General features: G+C 72.0%; 13 protein-coding genes. 7 read left to right on the top strand and 6 right to left on the bottom strand.

Going from position 1 to position 18,283, the window contains the following annotated elements:
• The first annotated feature begins 33 nt into the window (after positions 1-33).
• Positions 34-2,727 carry a hypothetical protein gene (locus LXT23_RS10510; protein WP_253979980.1) on the top strand — a complete coding sequence of 898 codons (2,694 nt, stop codon included), beginning with the start codon at positions 34-36 and terminating at the stop codon, positions 2,725-2,727.
• A gap of 55 nt (positions 2,728-2,782) precedes the next feature.
• A complete protein-coding gene (locus tag LXT23_RS10515; RefSeq protein ID WP_253979981.1) occupies positions 2,783-5,992 on the top strand; it encodes a Kelch repeat-containing protein in 3,210 nt (1,069 codons plus the stop codon).
• A gap of 118 nt (positions 5,993-6,110) precedes the next feature.
• On the opposite strand, the gene LXT23_RS10520 is transcribed toward LXT23_RS10515, so the two are convergent.
• Positions 6,111-6,428, bottom strand: a complete 318-nt coding sequence (locus LXT23_RS10520) for a hypothetical protein (RefSeq protein WP_253979982.1) — start codon at positions 6,426-6,428, stop codon at positions 6,111-6,113.
• A gap of 227 nt (positions 6,429-6,655) precedes the next feature.
• Here LXT23_RS10520 and LXT23_RS10525 point away from each other — a divergent pair, with 227 nt between their 5' ends.
• Positions 6,656-7,912: a cytochrome P450 gene (locus LXT23_RS10525; RefSeq protein WP_253979983.1), complete on the top strand. Its 1,257-nt coding sequence runs from the start codon at positions 6,656-6,658 to the stop codon at positions 7,910-7,912.
• 85 nt (positions 7,913-7,997) lie between these two features.
• Positions 7,998-9,215 (top strand): OmpA family protein, encoded by a 1,218-nt coding sequence (locus LXT23_RS10530; RefSeq protein WP_253979984.1) that lies wholly within the window; start codon positions 7,998-8,000, stop codon positions 9,213-9,215.
• A gap of 34 nt (positions 9,216-9,249) precedes the next feature.
• Here the strand turns inward: LXT23_RS10530 and LXT23_RS10535 are convergent, their stop codons facing one another.
• Positions 9,250-12,336: a tetratricopeptide repeat protein gene (locus LXT23_RS10535; RefSeq protein ID WP_253979985.1), complete on the bottom strand. Its 3,087-nt coding sequence runs from the start codon at positions 12,334-12,336 to the stop codon at positions 9,250-9,252.
• 180 nt (positions 12,337-12,516) lie between these two features.
• Here LXT23_RS10535 and LXT23_RS10540 point away from each other — a divergent pair, with 180 nt between their 5' ends.
• Genes LXT23_RS10540 through LXT23_RS10550 form a run of 3 tightly spaced genes read left to right on the top strand, consistent with a single transcriptional unit; the run spans position 12,517 to position 14,873 of the window.
• The gene (locus tag LXT23_RS10540; RefSeq protein ID WP_253979986.1) at positions 12,517-13,392 is read left to right on the top strand and encodes a MerR family transcriptional regulator; all 876 of its coding nucleotides are present in this window, start codon (positions 12,517-12,519) and stop codon (positions 13,390-13,392) included.
• Positions 13,370-13,528, top strand: a complete 159-nt coding sequence (locus LXT23_RS10545; protein ID WP_253979987.1) for a hypothetical protein — start codon at positions 13,370-13,372, stop codon at positions 13,526-13,528. The genes LXT23_RS10540 and LXT23_RS10545 overlap by 23 nt, the downstream gene beginning before the upstream one ends.
• A gap of 37 nt (positions 13,529-13,565) precedes the next feature.
• Positions 13,566-14,873, top strand: a complete 1,308-nt coding sequence (locus tag LXT23_RS10550; protein ID WP_253979988.1) for an MFS transporter — start codon at positions 13,566-13,568, stop codon at positions 14,871-14,873.
• Between the two features lie 16 nt (positions 14,874-14,889).
• Here LXT23_RS10550 and LXT23_RS10555 read toward each other — a convergent pair whose 3' ends face one another.
• The 4 genes from LXT23_RS10555 to mtgA form a co-directional block, all read right to left on the bottom strand.
• Entirely contained in the window at positions 14,890-15,336 is a 447-nt protein-coding gene (locus tag LXT23_RS10555) for a DoxX family protein (protein WP_253979989.1), read from the bottom strand.
• 98 nt (positions 15,337-15,434) lie between these two features.
• A complete protein-coding gene (locus tag LXT23_RS10560; protein ID WP_253979990.1) occupies positions 15,435-16,715 on the bottom strand; it encodes an RNA polymerase sigma factor in 1,281 nt (426 codons plus the stop codon).
• A 58-nt stretch (positions 16,716-16,773) separates the two neighbouring features.
• Positions 16,774-17,130 (bottom strand): YciI family protein, encoded by a 357-nt coding sequence (locus LXT23_RS10565; RefSeq protein WP_253979991.1) that lies wholly within the window; start codon positions 17,128-17,130, stop codon positions 16,774-16,776.
• Positions 17,131-17,297: 167 nt separating this feature from the next.
• The gene (gene mtgA / locus LXT23_RS10570) at positions 17,298-18,197 is read right to left on the bottom strand and encodes a monofunctional biosynthetic peptidoglycan transglycosylase (protein ID WP_253979992.1); all 900 of its coding nucleotides are present in this window, start codon (positions 18,195-18,197) and stop codon (positions 17,298-17,300) included.
• Positions 18,198-18,283: the final 86 nt, after the last annotated feature.

The raw sequence follows: 18,283 nt of genomic DNA on the forward strand, positions 1-18,283 counted from the left end.
GTGCCTCTGTCATCCCTTTGGGGAGGCAGAGACATGTCCAATCAGCGGATTGACGGATTCGGGGGCGGTGCAGTGGTGGCGGATGCCGCGCGGAAGGCGGCGGAAGAGGCTGCGCGCAGGGCAGCGGAGGAGGCCGCGCGCAGGGCAGCGGAGGAGGCCGCGCGCAGGGCAGCGGAGGAGGCCGCGCGCAAGGCGACGGAAGAGGCCTCGCGCAAGGCAGCGGAGGCCCTTCGCCAGATTGCGCGGTCGTCGCGGTTCACGACCTCGGGCTTCGACGCGGGCGCGTCCAAGCAGCCCATGCAGCTGGATGGAGGCACCACGGCGCCCGCCAGCACGCTGCTCACCGAGAACGCCAGGGACGGAAAGGCCAACTGCCTGGATGTGGCCGCGGACTGGCTGGCGAAGGCCAGCCCGGAGCTGCGCGCCCGCTCGGAGCTGGTCTTCCTGAAGGACACCCGGGGTGGGGTGGAGGGGCAGAGCGGCCATGTCGTCATCCGCCAGGGCAACAGCATCTACGACCCGTCCACCGGGAAGAGCTACGCGGACATGGAGGCCTTCCGCAAGGCGCAGCCCCAGTACAAGGAGGTGGGCAGCCTCAGGGGCCCCCAGGCCGCGCGCATCTTCGCGGCGCCTCCGGGCAGCGCGGAGCGGGCGCGGGCCATTGCCCAGGCGAAGGTGCCGGACGCGCTCCAGCACATGCTGGTGGCGGACCCGCCGGCCCCGGGCCTTGCCGCCGCTCCACGGGAGCTCAACGCCGGCTCGAAGGCCCATGCGGAGGCGGACTACCAGCGCCTGGCGAGCATGTCCCCCCTGGCGCATGGGCCGGAGGTGGCCCGGATGCTCGAGGAGCACAAGCACGACCCGGACTACCAGGCCCACCTCATCTCGCTGATGGCACAGGGCGGCCGTGACAGCGTGCTCTTCAACGTCGGGGCCAGCCTCTTCTTCGGGGGTGCGCAAGGGCTGTCCGCGGAGCAGCTCGGGCAGCGCCAGACGTTCATCGACGCGCTGAAGGCCGCGCGCGACGCCGGCACCTTCACCGCCGCGGACCTGCAGCGGTACGCGGGGTGGGGCCCGTCCCCCTGGGGCGAGGTGAAGCGGGCGATGAACGCGAGCCCGGTGGCGCCCCCGCTCGGTGCGGATGCGGCGGTGCGCGAGCTGAACGCGGCGTCCGGCGTCTACGAGAGCGCGAAGGCGAGCGCCGCGGGGCGGGACGAGGAGCTGGCGAAGCAGCTGGCCGCCTTCGGTCCCGCGCTGACGAACGAGCAGCGCTCCGCCTACATCCAGGCCTTCCAGCAGCACCCGGACAACAAGCGCATCTATGACGCGCTGACGGCGGCCACGGAGAACCTGGCCAACGTGGTGGAGCGCAACGAGGCGGCCCTCCGCACCGCGGCCATCAGCCGTCCGGCCACGGATGGGCAGGCGCTGAACACCGCGCTGATACAGCTCGCCGACTCACCGCGGGCCAGGGTGGCCTTGGAGGTCGCGGGCCGTCTCGTCACCCCCGCAGACTCGGTGCTTGCCCGGACGTTCATGGGCTTCCCCGACTTCGAGACGAAGGCCATCCAGGAAGCCATCCCCAACGCGGCCGTGGACATCCTCAGCCAGCTCGACAACCCCCAGGACGGGCTCCAGCAGCTCGAGGGACTGCTGACGCCCTTCAAGCTCGCCTTCGCCGACACCACCGGTGCTGGCGGCGACATCCTCGAGGGGATGGTGGAGCTCCGGAAGATGGCCGGCGGGGACCTCGGCGCGCTGGAGGACCTGGCGGGCAAGTGGGAGAGCTGCAGCGGCTGGGTGAAGGCGCTGGGCATCGCGGGCGTAGCCTTCGGAGGGATGGCGGCCGTCAACGCCGGCAGGGAAGGCGACTACGGGACGGTGCTCAAGGAGATTGCCGCGAGCTCCAAGGGCGGTCTCTCCATGCTTGCCGAGACCACGGAGGCGCTCGCCGACGCCGGGAAGTTCGCCCTGTTCGGGGTGGACCACGGGGCCACGGCGCGCAGCTTCGCCTCCTTCGCGACCCGCCTGGCGCCGGTGCTGGGCCTGGTGGCCAGCGCCACCTCCCTCGGCCTGCGCCTGCAGGACCTCCAGGACGAACCCAACGTCGGCAAGCTCATCGCGCTGGTGGGGGACGCAGTGGGCGTGCTCGGCGCCGCCGTCGAGCTCATCCCCGGCGGCCAGCCGGTGGGGGTGCTGGTGAGTGGTATCGCCGCGGCCATCACCTTCCTGGGGGAGAGCATCAGCTGGGGCCTGGAGCAGGGTGAGTTCGAGGCGCAGCGCCGCGAGTTCCTCGAGAAGGCGGGCGTGAGGGACCCGCTGCTGCAGATCCTCCTGGGCGCGGACCCCACGCTCGTCAGGAACCTGGCCACCAAGCTGAAGATCGCCCCCGCCGACGTCCAGCGCCTCGCGCTGCAGTACCCATGGCTGTTGGAGAGCGGCAGGGGCACCTCCCTGGACTCCTTCGTGAAGCTGGCCCAGGCGTTCGGCCTGGAGGGGGAGGCCGCGTTCCAGGCGCTGAGCACCATGGCCTCGAGCTCCGCGTACCCTCCCGACAGCACCCTCGCGGTGCTCGGCAACCTCGCGGCCACGGGAGGCCTTGCCCAGGACCAGGGCCAGTGGCTGGCCGTGCTGAACGGGATGCGCCAGCAGCTGGGCCCCGAGCACCAGTCCACCATCGACGCGCTGGAGCGCGCGCTGCGCGAGGCCGCCGCCAAGGCTCCGTGAGATTTCCCGCGACGTCCGAGCGCCTGCCTGTGTCATCCGTTCAGGAGGCAGCACCATGATGATTCGACAACTCACGTTGACGCACCTGACCGCAGCACTCGCGCTCGCACTCGTCGCCTGCGGACCCGACCTGGCCTACGAGGGCACGTGGACCGAGGGCGGGACCGCGGCGCGCCCCCTCACGGCGCCCCTGACAACGGCCCGTGTGGGTCACACCGCCACGCGCCTGGCCGATGGCAGGGTGCTCGTCGTGGGTGGGTTCATCAGCACCACGTCCGAGCCTGGCGGCCTGCCTGTCTATACCCCGCTCGCCAGCGCGGAGCTGTACGACCCTTCCACCGGCACCTGGTCCCCCACGGGCGCGCTCGGCCAGGGCCGCTACAGCCACACGGCGACGCTGCTGCCCGACGGCAGGGTGCTCGTCGCGGGTGGGGATGACGGCAGCCTGCGCCTCGGCACCGCGGAGCTGTATGACCCGGCCACCGGCGCCTGGTCCGCCGCCCCCCCGCTCGCGCAGGCGCGCATCATGCACACGGCGACGTTGCTGCCCAACGGAAAGGTGCTCGTGGCGGGCGGACATGGCGTCAGCGCCACCGGGACCAACACCGCCCTCGCCACGGCCGAGCTGTACGACCCGGTCACCGGCACCTGGGCCAACACCGGCTCGCTCCCGGGCGTCCGCTACAGTCACAAGGCGACGCTGCTCACCAACGGCAAGGTGCTCGTCGTGGGCGGGGGCGCCGCCACGGGCATCTACTCCTCGTGCCTGCTCTACAATCCGGCGACGGGCACCTGGGCGGCGACGGGCGCGCTTCCCCACTACCGCAGCAACGCCGCCCAGACGCTGCTGGCCGATGGCCGGGTGCTCGTGACGGGGGGGACCCAGACGAACCCCGCGCTTGCCACCGCGGTGGCGTACAACCCGACCGCCGGCACCTGGGCCGCCACTGCCTCCATCACCCAGGTCCGCATGAGCCACACGGCGACGCTGCTGCCCAATGGCAGGGTGCTCCTCGTGGGTGGAAGCGACGCCACCCTCGGCAACTTCGTGGACAGTGTCCTCGTGTATGACCCGGCGACGGGTGTCTCCGTCACCGGCAGGCTCGAGCAGCTCCGCCGCGGCCACACGGCGACGGTGCTGCAGGATGGCAGGGTGCTCATCGTGGGCGGCGCCGGCCTCCGCGGCCCGCTTGCGACGTCCGAGGTGTATGACCCGGCCACGGGCGCCTGGGCTCCGACGCCCGTCCTCTCCGAGGCCCGTCAGCTGCACACGGCGACGACGCTGTACGATGGGCAGGTGCTCCTGGTGGGAGGGGCGGGGCCTGGCGGCGCCACCGCCAGCACCGAGCTCCTGGACCCCGCCACCGGCACCCGCTCCGTCAGCGGTGCGCTCGCCCAGGCCCGCGACAGCCACACGGCGACGCTGCTGCCCGATGGCCGGGTGCTCGTCACCGGTGGCCAGGATGCCAGCGGACCGCTCGCGACTTGCGAGGTGTATGACCCGGCCACCGGCACCTGGGCCTCGACGGGCTCGCTCACACAGGCTCGTCGCTACCACGCGGCCACGCTGCTGCCCGACGGCAGGGTGCTCGTCGTCGCGGGTCAAGGTCCCACCGCGCCCCTCGCGACGTCCGAGGTGTATGACCCGGCCACCGGTACCTGGAGCTCCACGGGCTCGCTGGCCGCGGTCCGCCACAGCCACACGGCGACGCTGCTGGTCAACGGCAAGGTGCTCGTCGCCGGCGGCAGGAACGCCACGGCCCCGCTGGCCACCGCCCAGCTCTACAACCCGGCCACTGGCGTCTGGGCCGCGACCGGGGCACTGGCGGCCCGCTCCCACCACACGGCGACGCTGTTGGCCAACGGCAAGGTGCTCGTCGCGGGAGGCGCTGGCGCCAGCGCACCCCTGGCCACCGCCCAGCTCTATGACCCGGCCACCGGCGCGTGGACCGCGACAGGCCCGCTGGCGACGGCCCGCTCCCACCACACCGCGACGCTGCTGCCCGATGGCCACGTGCTCGTGACGGGCGGCAAGGGCCCCACCGGCTTCCTCGCCACCACCGAGCGCTTCGAGCCGGCCCTGGGCGCCTGGCGCTCACTCCTTCCGCTGGCACAGAGCCGTGCGCAGCACACGGTGACGCTGCTGCCCAGCGGCAAGGTGCTCGTGGCGGGCGGGCTGGGCCCCAGCGGTATCATGCTCAGCTTCCAGGCCTATGACCCGGCGTCCGAGGCGTGGGGCACCACCGGCTCGCTCGTGCAGGGCCGCCGCTACCACACGGCCACGTTGTTGCTCGACGGCAGGGTGCTCGTGGTGGGAGGGCAGGGGGGCAGCGGTGTCCTCGCGACGTCCGAGCTGTATGACCCGGCCACCGGCACCTGGACGCCCACGGGGGCGCTCGCCCAGGCCCGGCACAGTCACACCGCGACGCTGCTGACCGACGGCAGGGTGCTCGTGGCAGCCGGCCATGGTGCCACTGCCCGGCTCGCCACGGCCCAGGTGTATGACCCGGCCACTGGCGTCTGGACGGCTACGGGCTCGCTGGCCACGGCCCGTCATGCCCACAGCGCGACGCGGCTCTCGGATGGCAGGGTGCTCGTGGCGGGCGGCTCGGGTGCCAGCGGCTCCCTCGCCACGGCCCAGGTGTATGACCCGGCGACGGGCATCTGGACCGCCACCGGCTCGATGACCGCGGCCCGCCACAGCCACACTGCAACGCTGGTGCCCTCGCCCAACTCCGGGCCCTCGTCTCAGGGGAAGGTCCTCGTGGTGGGAGGTTATGGAACCGCCGCCCTCGCCACGGCCGAGGAGTACAGTCCGTCCACCGGCACCTGGTTCGAATCGCGCACCACCTCCACGCCCCAGGCTCGGTACTCACACACCGCGACGCTGCTGCCCGGCAACAGGCTGTTCGTAGCGGGCGGGACGGGCGCCAGCGGCTCCCTGGCCACGGCCCAAGTGTACGCTCCGTTCTTCGGGAACCCTGCAGACGCCGCACCGCAGATGCTCAATCAAGCCCGGGCCCGCTTCACGGCGACGCTGCTTCCCAATGGCAAGGTGCTCGTGGTGGGTGGGACGGGAACCCCCGCCATCCTCGGCACCGCCGAGCTGTATGACCCGGCCACCGGCCTGTGGACCGCCAGCGGCTCGCTGCTCCATGTCCGCCGCGGCCACACGGCGACGCTGCTTCCCAATGGCAGGGTGCTCGTGGTGGGCGGCGAGAACGGCACCGCCATTCCCTACCTCGCGAGCGCCGAGTTGTACTGAAGCGGAAACAGGACCTGCTCATGCCTGGAACGGTCGCTTCGCCTCTCGCGCGAGGCGGCCGTTCCGGTGTCCGCGCTCAGCGGGGGGGGCGATGTCTGTCAATAGCCAACTCCAGACGTCACCAGTCCCGCGGCCACGGATACGCCTCGATTTTCTCGGCGAGCACCTCGCGCGTTGGCGCCTCGAGGAACACGCGCCCGGTCGGCTTGCCGAGGTCGTAGTGGTGCTCCGGCATCCAGGCACCGCCCGCGGCCATGGCTGCCTTTGCGGCCGCCGAGGCCTCGGCGGGGTCGACGACCAGCTCCCGCACGCGGAAGACGCCGTCCTGCTCGAGGATGGCGACGAAGGGGTGCGGTGAGCCGAAGGAGAACGGCAGCTTTCCCGCCCGCAGCAGCGCGAGCGCGTGGTTCTTGCCAAGCGGAGCAACGGGAGCCATGCGCCAGACCCTAGCACCACGATTTCGGTCATCACCGGCGGCGTCGACCGGGCAGGGCCTTGCCTGGACGCCGGGTCGGCTTGACCCCCTCTCTCGGGACGGGCCAGTCAGGATGAAAATATCCAGTGCGGTGCCCGCCTGAAGCCAACGGCTGCTGGGAGCCCAAGCCCTGGCGGATGGCGACTCCTGGTGAATCCCGCAGGTCCGGCGTTCTATGGTGGAAGGAGATGCCCTCCCAGAACATGCACCCCGAGGACGATGTTGCCGCGGCCTTCAACCCGATGGCCCCCGAGCAGATAGAGAACCCGTACCCGCTGTACACGCGGCTGCGCCAGGAGCGGCCCGTCTTCTACAGCCCGATGCTCGACCTGTGGGTCGTCACCCGGTACGCGGACATCTCCGAGGTGGAGAAGGACACCGAGCGCTTCTCCTCGGTGGGAGCGCTCGACGCGCGCGCCGAGCCGCACCCCCAGGTGCGCGACATCCTGAAGCAGGGCTACCCCCAGTTCCTCTCGCTCGTGCAGAGCGACCCGCCGGACCACGCTCGCATGCGCGCCGTGTTCGGCCGGGCCTTGAGCCCCCAGCGTATCGCCGCGATGGAGCCCTCCATCCGGGCGACGGCGAACGGGCTCATCGACGGCTTCGTGCGCGACGGGCAGGGAGACCTGATTCAGCAGTTCGCCTTCGCGCTGCCCGGCTTCGTCATCTGCGACCTGCTCGGCGTGCCGCGCTCGGACATGCAGCAGCTCAAGGGCTGGTCGGACGACAAGACGCTGCTGATGTCGGCGACGGCGCCCATCGCGCAGCAGGTCGAGAGCGCGCACGGCTTCATCGCCATGGAGCGCTACTTCAAGGAGCTGCTCCAGGCGCGCAGCCGCAAGCCGCGCGAGGACCTGCTCACGATGCTCGTGCCGCAGTCGATGGGCGGCACCGCGCCCCTGAGCGAGCAGGAGGCGGTCTGCAACGCCATGGACCTGTTCTCCGCCGGCCACGAGACGACCACGAGCCTCCTCGGCGGCGGCATGTGGCTTTTGCTCGAGTCTCCCGAGCAGCTGAAGGCCGTGCGGGAGGACCCGACCCTGCTGCCCAACGCCATCGAGGAGATGCTGCGCAAGGAGCCACCCGTCCGTGGCTTCTTCCGCCAGGTGACGCGGGACACGACGCTCGGCGGAGCCTCCCTTCCGAAGGGTGCGCGGACGTTCATCCTGTACGAGTCCGGCAACCACGACGAGACGCGCTTCTCCGAGCCGGACCGCTTCGACATCCGCCGCGCCGACGCGAAGAACCACCTGGCGTTTGGCAAGGGCATCCACTTCTGTGTGGGCGCCGCGCTGGCGAGGCTGGAGGCACGGATTGCCTTCGAGCTGCTCCTGCAGCGCCTGCCCAACCTGCGGCTGCGCACGGATGAACCCGCGGTGCGCCGGCCGTACCTCATGCTGCGCGGCTTCGAGCACCTGCCCATCGCCTGGGACGTGCCGGCCTAGCGGCACGGGCGCGAAGGAGGTTGCATTCGGGCGCGCTTCGCTACCATGTAGGGCCTCTACAGCCACCTTCACCGAGGTTCACTCCATGGTTCGCCTCGCCCTGCTGCCTGCCCTGCTGCTCACCCTCCAAGCCTCGGCCGCGTCGCCCGAGCCCGCCGCCGCCGCCCCGGAGGTCAATGCCCTGGCCCTGCTGACGGGAGCCAGGGTGCTGGATGGCCAGGGCCGGCCGACGAACGACGCCTACGGGATGCTCGATGGCGAGCTGGACAGCCAGTACGACCCCGCCGTCTCCAGCAATCCGCCGCGGGTCATCGAGCTGGCCGAGCCGTTCGACCTGACGCGCCTGGAGGTCATCAACTCCAAGGACGAGAAGAACTACCCGGGCATCTCCGTGAAGACGCTGCGCGTGGAGCACGGCCCGAGCCACAAGGGCCCCTGGCAGCCGCTGGCCGAGCTGGAGCTGAAGAAGGGGCGCGAGCCGCAGTCCAAGCCAGTGTCGGCGAAGAAGGTGCGCTACCTGCGGGTGACGCTGGTGGCCAACCACGGCAGCAAGGAGTGGATTGGCCTGAGCGCGCTGCGGGCATGGGGCCAGCGCTCGGAGGCCCGGAAGATTGACTTCACCGGAACGTGGCGGACGGCCTATGGCGAGATGCAGCTGACCCAGACGGGCCAGCGCATCACGGGCTGCTATGGCCAGACAGGCAGCAAGGCGGGCAACAACACGGTGGATGGCACGCTGGAGGGCACCGTCTTCTTCGGCCTCTGGCGCGAGGTACAGGACGGCGGCAACGACCGCTCGGGCCCCATCGCCTTCGCGCTCACCCAGGAGGGTGGGCTGGCGGGGGTGTATGGCAGCGGGAAGTCGGAGAGCAACACGCGGTGGGACGGGGAGAAGCTGGCGAAGGCCACCATCACCTGCACCCGGCCGGAGGCGGGGCTGAGCGAGGAGCTCAAGAACAAGGGGAGGGTGGTGCTGCACGGCATCCTCTTCGACACGGGCAAGGACACGATTCGTGGCGAGTCCGTGCCGGTGCTGGAGGCGCTGGCCGCGGCGATGAAGGAGACGCCGGACGTGTCCTACCGCATCGAGGGCCACACGGATGACCGGGGAGGGGAGGCCTTCAACAAGGGCCTGTCCGACAAGCGCGCCGCCAGCGTGAAGAAGTGGCTGGTGGGCAAGGGCATCCCGGACAAGCAGCTGCAGACGGAGGGCCTGGGCATGAGCAAGCCGACGATGCCCAACGACACGGAGGCCGGACGCGCCGCCAACCGCCGCGTGGAGGTGGTGCGCTCGGGCGGGTAGCTGGACGGGTGGGGGTGTTGCCGCCAGCGTCCGCTCACCGGAGGCCCTCGCGCCGCTGGAAGGCCCGCACCTTCTCCAGCTCCGGGCGCCCCAGGACGCCCAGGGGCTCGAGGCTCCGCCGGGCCTCCTCGGCCAGCGCCTCGGCGCGCGCGCGGTCCGGGGGACGCCGCGCCACCAGGGCCCGCGCCAGGAGGAGGGAGGCCTGCGCGTGGTTTCGCGCCTCGAGGGAGGTGGTGCCGAAGCGCTCCCGGGCCTCCTCCAGCAGCGGAAGGGCCTTGTCCGGTGCCCCGAGCCCCAGGTGTGCCTCGGCGATGCAGGTGCGGTACTTCGCCACCGCCATGGAGTCGGGTCCGCCCTGGAGCCGCTCATGGATTCGCAGGGCGCGCTGGCAGTGGGCGAGTGCCTGCCGGGGCGCGCCGCTGGCCAGGTCCACGTCGGACAGCAGGCCCAGCGCCATGGCGGCGTTGACGCTGTCGGGGCCGTGCGCCTTCTCCAGCACCGCCAGCGCCTCCATGCTGTCCCGGCGTGCCTCGGCGTAGCGGCCCGCGCGCACGAACGCATTCGAGCGCAGCAGCAGCACCGTGGCGCGCCGGGGCGTGTCCGCGCCCAGCGAGCGCTGGAAGCGCTCCAGCGAGCGCTGGAAGAGGCCGAGGGCGTCGTCGAGGCGGTCCTCCTCACTGGCGAGCCGGCCCAGGTTGGCGAGGGTGATGGCCGTCTGGGGATGGTCGGCCCCGTAGCTGCGCTCGAAGAGGGCGAGCGCCCGCTCCAGGTGCCCGCGGGACTCGGCCAGCTCGCCCCGCGACTCCAGCAGGGACGCGAGGGTGACCAGGGGGAAGCCCGCGGCGGGTTGGTCCGTCGCCCCGGCGCTCTGCTGGAGGGCGATGGCACGGCGCAGGGCGGCGATGGCCTCCTCGGTGTGGCCCTGCCGCTCGAGGTTGGCGGCGAGGCCGTTGAGGAAGGCGGCGAGCTCCGGGTGATTGGGGCCGAGGATGTGCTCGCTCATCTCCAGGGCCTGGCGGTGCAGCGTCACGGCCTCCTCCAGCCGCCGCTGGCGGTAGCGGACCCGTCCCAGCCCATGGAGGAAGTGGGCGGTGCGCAGGCACTCCGGGCCATGGGCCCGGCGCGCCAGCTCCAGTCCGCGGACGGCCTCCGCGTCCGCCTGCTGGTACTTGCCCTGCTGGAGGAGCACCGCGGTCAGCCGCAGGTGCAGGTCCGCGGCGAGGCCCGGAAAGCGCTCGCGGCCCAGGCGGTCCACCGCGGCCTCGGCGTGCCGGGCGATGCGCTCCGCGTCCGCCGGGCGCGCCAGCTGGTCTCCCACCACCCACAGCAGGAGGTTCCACGCGCGCGCCGCCGTCTCGTCGTCGCGCCCGGCCTCCGCGGCCCAGAGCGCCTTGTAGAGGAGGTCCTCCGCATCCTTCGGCCGGCCGTCCTGGGCCTGGAGGTGGCCGTGGGTGAGCAGCACCTCGGCCTCCAGCGGCCGGTAGTCCAGCGTGCGCACCTCCTCGAGCAGCGCCGAGGTGCGCTTCAGCCCCTCGGCGTAGCGACCCGCGGTGAGCTGGGCCTGGGCGTCGACCAGCTTCCGCCGGGCCGCGTCCACCTGGGGACGCAGCGCGTCCGGGGGCTGCGGGCTCGTGGAGAGCGCGGGAGCGTCCCGGCAGCCGCTGAGCCCCTCCAGCGAGGCGGCGAGCTGCTGTGCGTGCTGCACCGTTCGCGCGTCGGCCCGCTCCAGCACCTCGGTGACGGAGGCCAGCTGCCACAGCCGCGTGTCGAGGCACGCGGTCGTCTGCCACCCGGTGCTCGTGGGGCTGGAGCCAGCGGCGACGCACGCCTCGGCGCGCAGCTCGCGCCACTGGGCGGCATAGGCATCCAGCGCGGCGGAGGTCTTCTCCCAGGCCACCGCCGCGAAGGGCGCGCCCGTGGCGAGGAAGGCCGCGTGCACTCGCCCGCGCTGCTCGGGGCCCCAGGCCACGGCGAGCTTCTCCACCTCCCGGGCGCAGCGCGCTTCGTTCCGGTGGGCCACGCCGTAGGCGCCCGCCGCGCCCAGCAGGGCCGCCGCGCCGACCGCCGCCGCCACCCGGGCCCGCAGGCGCCGGGGCGCCGGGACGAGTGCCGCCAGCAGGGCCTCCATGCTGGGAAAGCGCTCCTCCGGGCGGGCCCGCAGCCCCCGCAGCACCGCGCGCCGCACCCAGTCGGGCACCCGCACCTCGCGGCCCGCGGGCCGCACCCGGCCCTCGCGCGCGGCCTGGGCCAGCGCCTCCAGGCTGTCCCCCTCGAAGGGGCGCATGCCGTGGAGGGCCTCGTACAGCGCAACGCAGAAGCTGAACTGGTCGGAGCGCGCGTCGGCCCGCTGGCCCTCCAGCAGCTCCGGCGCCATGTACGCCGGGGTGCCCAGCAGCACGCCCGTGCGCGTCAGCGGACTGGCGTCGACCCCACCCGGCTCCCGCGAGGCCGCCGTCCGGGCGCTGGCCTCGCGGTTGAGGGGACGGGCCATGCCGAAGTCCGTCACCCGCGCGCGGCCGTCGCGGCCGACGAGGACGTTGGCGGGCTTGAAGTCGCGGTGCACCAGCCCCGCCGCGTGTGCGGCCGCCAGCCCCTGTCCCGCCTCCCGGAAGACGCGCAGCACCTCTTCCCAGGTGTGGGGCTGGCGCAGCCACTCCGCCAGCGTGGTTCCATCCACCAGCTCCATGGCCAGGAAGACGCCACTGCCGTACGTGCCCACGTCATGCACGGCGACGACGTGGGCGTGGGACAGGCGGGCCAGGGACTGAGCCTCCTGCAGCAGCCGCAGCCGCAGCTCCTCCACGCCACGGCCCGCCGGGCGCAGCACCTTGAGGGCCACCTGCCGGTCCAGCTCCGGGTCATAGGCTGCGTACACCACGCCCATGGCCCCCGCGCCGATGCGCTCCAGCACCACGTAGCGCGCCAGCGTGGCGCCGCGCGCCAGCGGCGTGGCCGCCACGTCCGGTGAGGCCTCCTCCGGGCTGGCGGAGTCCCCCACCGCCAGCACCCGCTGGCATGAGGCACAGCGCTCCACGTGTGCCAGCACCTCGGCGCGCTGCTCCTCCGGCAGCAGCCCCGCCAGCAAATCACTCAGCGTCGTCTCGCCCGGGCACTGCGTCATCCGGTGGCAAACGTACCAGGATTCCCTTTCTTCCCCGGCCGACGGTTTCACCGTGCGAGTGGGCCGCCTGCTCGGCGGGTCAGTCCCGGCTTCCCACCTGGGCACTGCGACTTGCTTCCAGGACTTGAGCCTGACGTAACGTCAGGGTTCATCCTGGCGGCCAGGATGGGAGGACACGGGATGCGAATCGGGGAGCTGGCCCGGCACGCCGGGCTGACGGTGCGGACGCTGCACCACTACGACGCCATCGGCCTGCTCAAGCCGTCGGCGCGCTCCGGGGGCGGATATCGCCTCTACGGGCAGGCCGACATCGCGCGGCTGCATGCCATCCAGGCCATGCGCCAGCTGGGCCTGGCGCTGGAGGACGTCGGCCGGCTGCTGGACGGAGGCGGCGCCCCGCTCCCCGTCATCGTGGAACAGCAGCTGCGGGCGCTCGACAGGCAGATAGCGCAGGCGGAGAAGCTCCGCACGCGGCTGGAGCTGCTCCAGGCCAAGCTGTCGGACGGCCACGTGCCGGAGTCGCGCGACTGGCTCGCCACCATCCGGATGATGACCGCCTGCGACAAGTACTTCAGCACCGACGAGCTGAAGACCATCTTCGGCAACTGGCAGCGCATCGCCCCCGAGCTGCAGGCGTTGATGGCCCAGGTGCGCCAGGCCATGAAGGCTGGCATTCCGGCCGACAGCCTGGAGGTGCAGCCGCTCGCGCACCGCTGGATGATGCTGATGGGCCTCTGGATGGATGGGAACTTCGACCTCATCCGCCGCTGGGGTGACATGTACAAGCGCGAGCCGTCGGTCCATTCCGAACAGGGCCCCGACCTGCGCATGGTCGAGTACGTGGACCGGGCCATCGAGCTCCGCCTGGCGGCGCTCGGCCGGCACCTGAGCATCGACGAGATGATGCGCATGAAGCGCGTGCCCCCCGAGGAGTGGGAGGCGCTGTACCGGGCGGTGGGGGGGGCTGATGCGAAAGCGCGTGCCGCCCGACGGCCTCCGGGCGCGAGCGCTCGGGCGGGAGTGGCTGGGCCTGATGGACCGCATGGCGGGCCATGACACCGTGCTGCGCGACAAGCTGCTGGCGGCCCACCGCCATGAGCCGGTGGTGGCCGCCGGCTCGATGCTGGATGCCCCGGCCCGACAGTACCTGCGGCAGGCGATTCATTCGGCGCTTGACCCTGTCGCTGCGTGAGGCTGGAGGCTGCGTCCCTCAAGGAGCCAGAGACCTCATGACTCGAGGACGCAGCGATACCGCCCCCGCCGGCCTGTTCCGGGACCGCAACTTCACCTGGATGCTGAGCGGCAGCTTCATCTCGATGCTGGGCGACCAGTTCACCACCATCGCCCTGCCGTGGCTGGTGCTCATGATGACCGGCGACACGCTGGCGCTGGGCCTGGTGCTGGGGGTGATGAGCGTGCCGCGCGCGGTGTTCATGCTGGTGGGCGGCGCGGTGGTGGACCGGCACTCGCCCAAGCGGGTGTTGATGTGGACCAAGCATGTGAGCACGGGGCTGCTCCTGGTGCTGGCCGGCCTGGTGCTGGCGGGCCGCATCTCGCTCCCGGCGCTCTACCTGCTCGCGTTCGGCCTCGGCCTGGCCATGGCCTTCAGCATTCCCTCGGGCACCTCACTGCTGCCGCACGTGGTGCCGCCCCAGCAGCTCCAGGCAGCCAACGGCGTGCTGCTGGGCCTGCGCCAGTTGACGATGTTCGCGGGCCCCCTGCTGGCCGGCGGGCTCATCGCCGCGTTCGGTGACGGCCGCACCGAGAGGGTGTCGGACAACCGGGGCCTGGGCGTCGCCTTCCTCCTGGATGCCGCGAGCTTCGCCGTGTCCGCCTGGACGCTGTCGCGGGTGAGGACGACCGCGCCCGCGAGTCCCGCCGGCGCTCCCGTGGGGCAGGCGGTGTGGCAGTCGGTGGTGCAGGGCCTGCGCTGGTGCTGGAACGACCGTGATTTGCGCATGTGCTTCTTCTACTGGTCGGCGGTCGCGCTGCTCATCACCGGACCCATCCAGATTGCGCTGCCGGTGCTCGCCAGCCAGCTGCCCGGCTCGAGCGCGGCGGGCTTCGGCCTGCTGATGGGGGCGCACGGCGCGGGCACGCTGGCCGGAATGGCCGTGGCCGGCGCACGGCCCTCCATGCGGGTCCGGAACCTCGGCACCACGCTGTTGCTGGTGGATGCGGTGGTCGGGGTGCTGTTCATCCCCATGGGGTTCGTCACCGCGCTGTGGCAGGGCGCCGCGCTGCTGCTGGGCATCGGCCTGCTGAGCGGGTTCATGCACGTGGCCGTCTTCACCTGGATTCAACGCCGGGTGCCGCCCGCCATGCTGGGCCGCGCGATGAGCATCTTCATGTTCATCTTCATGGGGCTGGCGCCCATCTCCGCGGCGGTGACGGGGTGGGTGATGCGCGGCGTGGCGCTGGCGCAGGTCTTCGCGGTCAGTGGCTGCTGCCTCGTGGGCGCCGTGCTGGTGGCGCTCGCCACCTCGCGCATCCGCGACATCTCGGATGCGCCCGTGTCCGTCGGCGGGCGTCCCTGACGCCGTTCCCGGTGGCTCAGCGGGCAACGGGCCCGGCCATGGCTCGGACCCGTGCGTCGCGCAGCCAGAGCGGCAACCACAGCAGGATGGCCACGTAGATGGGAAAGAGGACGTGGCTGAAGAGAGGGTTGTCCAGCCGGACATGCGTCGCAATCGCCCCACCGAGGAAGCCCGTCCAGAGGAGCGCACCCAGTGGGGCGGTGCGGGGAATCAGGTAGAGCGCGAGGCAACCCACCTCGAACAGCCCAATCCACCAGAACGCGCCCGGCGTGAAGCCGAGCTCCGCGGCCGAAGCGACCGCAGGCGCGAGCTGGAAGACCTTGAGCGCGGTGTCGAAGCTGAGCAACGCCACCGCCAGGCCCGTCAGGATGCGTGCCGTCCAGCGGACCCGGGTGCTGGGGGCGAGCACCTCGGGGCTGCGGGGGGCAGAAGACGTGTCGATTCGGCTGCTGGAGAGGCTCATGTGGGCTCCGGAGTAGGGACGGCCGAGTGCCGTCTGGAGCACGACACCCGGGGTCCGCCGGAATCGACACGGTGCCTCGAATTTATTGGGAGCGGGCGTTACCCCCTGCCCGCGCGGGTGCAGGTGGCGGCGCGCCAGCGCAGGCGTTGGCGCTGGCGGGCGTTGTCGGTGAGCGACGCCGCGAGCTCGAACGACGCCCGTGCTTCCTCGTGCCGCCCCAGCCGTTCGAGGAGGTCCGCGCGAGCGCTGGGCAGGAGGTGGTAGCGCGCCAGCGCAGGCTGGGCTTCCAGGGCGTCCAGCAGGCGCAAGCCCTCCAGGGGCCCCACGGCGCGAGACACCGCGATGGCGTGGTTCAGGTGGACCACCGGCGAAGGGTGGCGCTCGGCGAGCTCCGCGTAGAGCGAGGCAATGCGGGGCCAGTCGGTCTGCTCGGGCGTGAGTGCCCGGGCGTGGCACGCGGCAATCGCCGCCTGGAGCTGGTACGGCCCGGCCACGCCGCCGAGTCCTCCTGCGCGCTCCAGCGCGAGGAGTCCGCGCTCGATGCGGGCCCGGTCCCACCGCGCGCGGTCCTGCTCCATGAGGAGCACCGGCTCGCCGCTCGCGTCGGTGCGCGCCCCGGCGCGCGAGGCCTGGAGCTCCATCAGCGCCAGCAGGCCGAGCACCTCGGGCTCCTCGGGCGCGAGCTCCGCCAGCAACTGCCCGAGGCGCAGCGCTTCCCCCAGGAGGGCCGGGCGCATCACGTCGTCCCCCGCGCTGGCGAGATAGCCCTCGTTGAAGATGAGGTAGACGACCTCGAGCACCGACGCGAGCCGCTCACCCAGCTCGGGGCCACGCGGCACCTCGAAGGGGACCTTCGCCTCGGCCAGCGTGTGCTTGGCGCGCACGATTCGCTGCGCGATGGCGGGCTCGGTCGCGAGGAACGCGCGGGCAATCTCCCCGGTGGAGAGATTGCCGAGGAGCCGCAGTGTCAGCGCGACGCGGGCCTCCCTGGACAGCACGGGATGGCAGGCCGTGAACACCAGCCGGAGCACGTCGTCGTGGACATCCTCGTCCATGGCCGCCTCCAGTGCCGCTTCGACGGCTTCGAGAGGCAGGTGGGAGTCGAGCCCCGGTCCCGACCTCTCGTGGGTGTCCATCGCCATCCGCCGGTGGCGGAGCAGATTGAGTGCGCGGTTCCTGGCGGCGGTCATCAGCCACGCCCCGGGGCGCTCGGGAACGCCGGTGGCGGGCCACTGCTCCAGCGCCGCCACCAGCGCGTCGTGCGCAAGCTCCTCGGCGAGTCCGAGGTCGCGCACGCACCTCGCGAGCACTGCGATGAGCTTCACCGACTCGTTCTTCCAGACCTCGGCGAGCGCCTCGTGCGCCTTCGAAGCAGACACTGTGCGACTACACCATCCGAGGCCGGGAGGGACAAGGCGCGCCCGGTGCGGCCGGTTCCTACTTCGCGGGCGGCGGACCGCCGGGCTCGAAGAGCTGCAGGATTTCTCCCTTCCCATCCCCAGCGATGTGCAGGAACTCGGTGGAGAGCGCGATGGCTTCTTCCCGGCTGTTCACGTTGACCACCGCGAAGCCGTCGATGAGCTCCTTGCTCTCGGTGAACGGCCCGTCCGTCACGGTCACCTTGCCGCCCTCGTTCTTGATCTGGAGGCCGCGCGAGGGCCGCACGAGCCCGCCCGTCAGTACGACCTTTCCCGACGCGAGCATCTTCTCGGTGTAGGCCCCGAGCCTGGCGAGAGTCTCGGGCGAGGGAGGAGGCGCGCTGGGGTTGGCCTCGAAAATCATCAGGAATTTCATGGTCTTTCCTCGGACCCCCGGGTCTGGGTGCGGCGAAACATCGGGGTCCCTGGAATGACGTCAAACGAGCCCCCTCGAAATCGACAGGGGCCGGCATTTTTCTTCACCTTGCCGCTCATGGGCAGCAGGCCTGGACACCTGCGGAGGGCAGCGGCGGGGCGTGCGGCTCAGCTTCCCGCGGGCAACCCGGCGATGGCCCCCGCCACGGAGCCGGGCAGGGGAGGGGCGCCGAAGAAGCGTGCGAGCTCGGCCTGGGCCTCGCGGGCTTGCGCACCCGTGATGCGCCCCTCACGCTCCAGCCTCCCGATGATGATGCCGGCGCGGTTGCGCAGGGCCTCGGGGCGCTGGGCGGGCAGCCAGCGGCGCGGGGCGGGCAGCATGCCCGCGAGCATCGCGCCCTGCGCCACGCTGAGCGCCCGCGCCGAGGTGCCGAAGTGCTCGCGCGCCGCCGCCTCGATGCCGTACACGCCGTCTCCCCACTCCACGACGTTCACATACAGCGCGAGGATGCGCTGCTTGGACAGGTGGGTCTCCAGCTGGCGCGCGAGCAGCAGCTCCTTGCCCTTGCGCAGCAGGCTGCGGTCCGTGGAGAGGTAGAGGTTCTTCGCCAGCTGCTGGGTGAGGGTGGACGCGCCGCGCCCCAGGCGCGCCTCGCGCACCGACTGCTCGAGGGCGTTCTCCACCTCCGTCCAGTCCACGCCCTCGTGCTTGTAGAAGCGCGCATCCTCGGAGGTCAGCACGGCGTCCACCGCGTGCGGGGCCACCGCGCCGAGGGACACCCAGGCCTGGCGCACGCGAGGCTTCTTGCCCGCCTCGTGCGCCTCCTCGGCTCGCTGCGCCATGAGCGCGGTGGTGCGCGGGTTCTGCGTCTGCAGGAGGCTCACGTCGGGCAGCCGCGCGAACTCCACGCTGAGCCAGAGGACGAGTAGCAGCCACCCGCCGAGCGCCCAGCGACCCCAGCTCGGGCCAGAGCGCTTCGCCACGACGCGCCGGGCGGCAGTGGGGAGCTGCTTCGTCTTCTGCGTCCGGACGGTAGAGTTGCGCGTGGAGGGCGGACGGGAGGCCATCGGTGTGCACACATCTGCCCCGGTAAGCGCCTGCTGTCCAGAAGACGGCCGGGGCGGCCACGCCGGGCTTCACCCCGTCGCCGTTG

This window comes from Pyxidicoccus xibeiensis, from assembly GCF_024198175.1.
Lineage (GTDB): Bacteria > Myxococcota > Myxococcia > Myxococcales > Myxococcaceae > Myxococcus > Myxococcus xibeiensis.

Bases quoted from the DNA above. Each gene is read 5' to 3' on its own strand.
- LXT23_RS10540 (WP_253979986.1), top strand. From the start codon at position 12,517: ATGCGAATCGGGGAGCTGGCCCGGCACGCCGGGCTGACGGTGCGGACG.
- LXT23_RS10565 (WP_253979991.1), bottom strand. From the start codon at position 17,130: ATGAAATTCCTGATGATTTTCGAGGCCAACCCCAGCGCGCCTCCTCCC.
- LXT23_RS10535 (WP_253979985.1), bottom strand. From the start codon at position 12,336: ATGACGCAGTGCCCGGGCGAGACGACGCTGAGTGATTTGCTGGCGGGG.
- LXT23_RS10515 (WP_253979981.1), top strand. From the start codon at position 2,783: ATGATGATTCGACAACTCACGTTGACGCACCTGACCGCAGCACTCGCG.
- LXT23_RS10525 (WP_253979983.1), top strand. From the start codon at position 6,656: ATGCCCTCCCAGAACATGCACCCCGAGGACGATGTTGCCGCGGCCTTC.
- LXT23_RS10550 (WP_253979988.1), top strand. From the start codon at position 13,566: ATGACTCGAGGACGCAGCGATACCGCCCCCGCCGGCCTGTTCCGGGAC.
- LXT23_RS10510 (WP_253979980.1), top strand. From the start codon at position 34: ATGTCCAATCAGCGGATTGACGGATTCGGGGGCGGTGCAGTGGTGGCG.
- mtgA (WP_253979992.1), bottom strand. From the start codon at position 18,197: ATGGCCTCCCGTCCGCCCTCCACGCGCAACTCTACCGTCCGGACGCAG.
- LXT23_RS10555 (WP_253979989.1), bottom strand. From the start codon at position 15,336: ATGAGCCTCTCCAGCAGCCGAATCGACACGTCTTCTGCCCCCCGCAGC.
- LXT23_RS10520 (WP_253979982.1), bottom strand. From the start codon at position 6,428: ATGGCTCCCGTTGCTCCGCTTGGCAAGAACCACGCGCTCGCGCTGCTG.
- LXT23_RS10545 (WP_253979987.1), top strand. From the start codon at position 13,370: ATGGACCGCATGGCGGGCCATGACACCGTGCTGCGCGACAAGCTGCTG.
- LXT23_RS10530 (WP_253979984.1), top strand. From the start codon at position 7,998: ATGGTTCGCCTCGCCCTGCTGCCTGCCCTGCTGCTCACCCTCCAAGCC.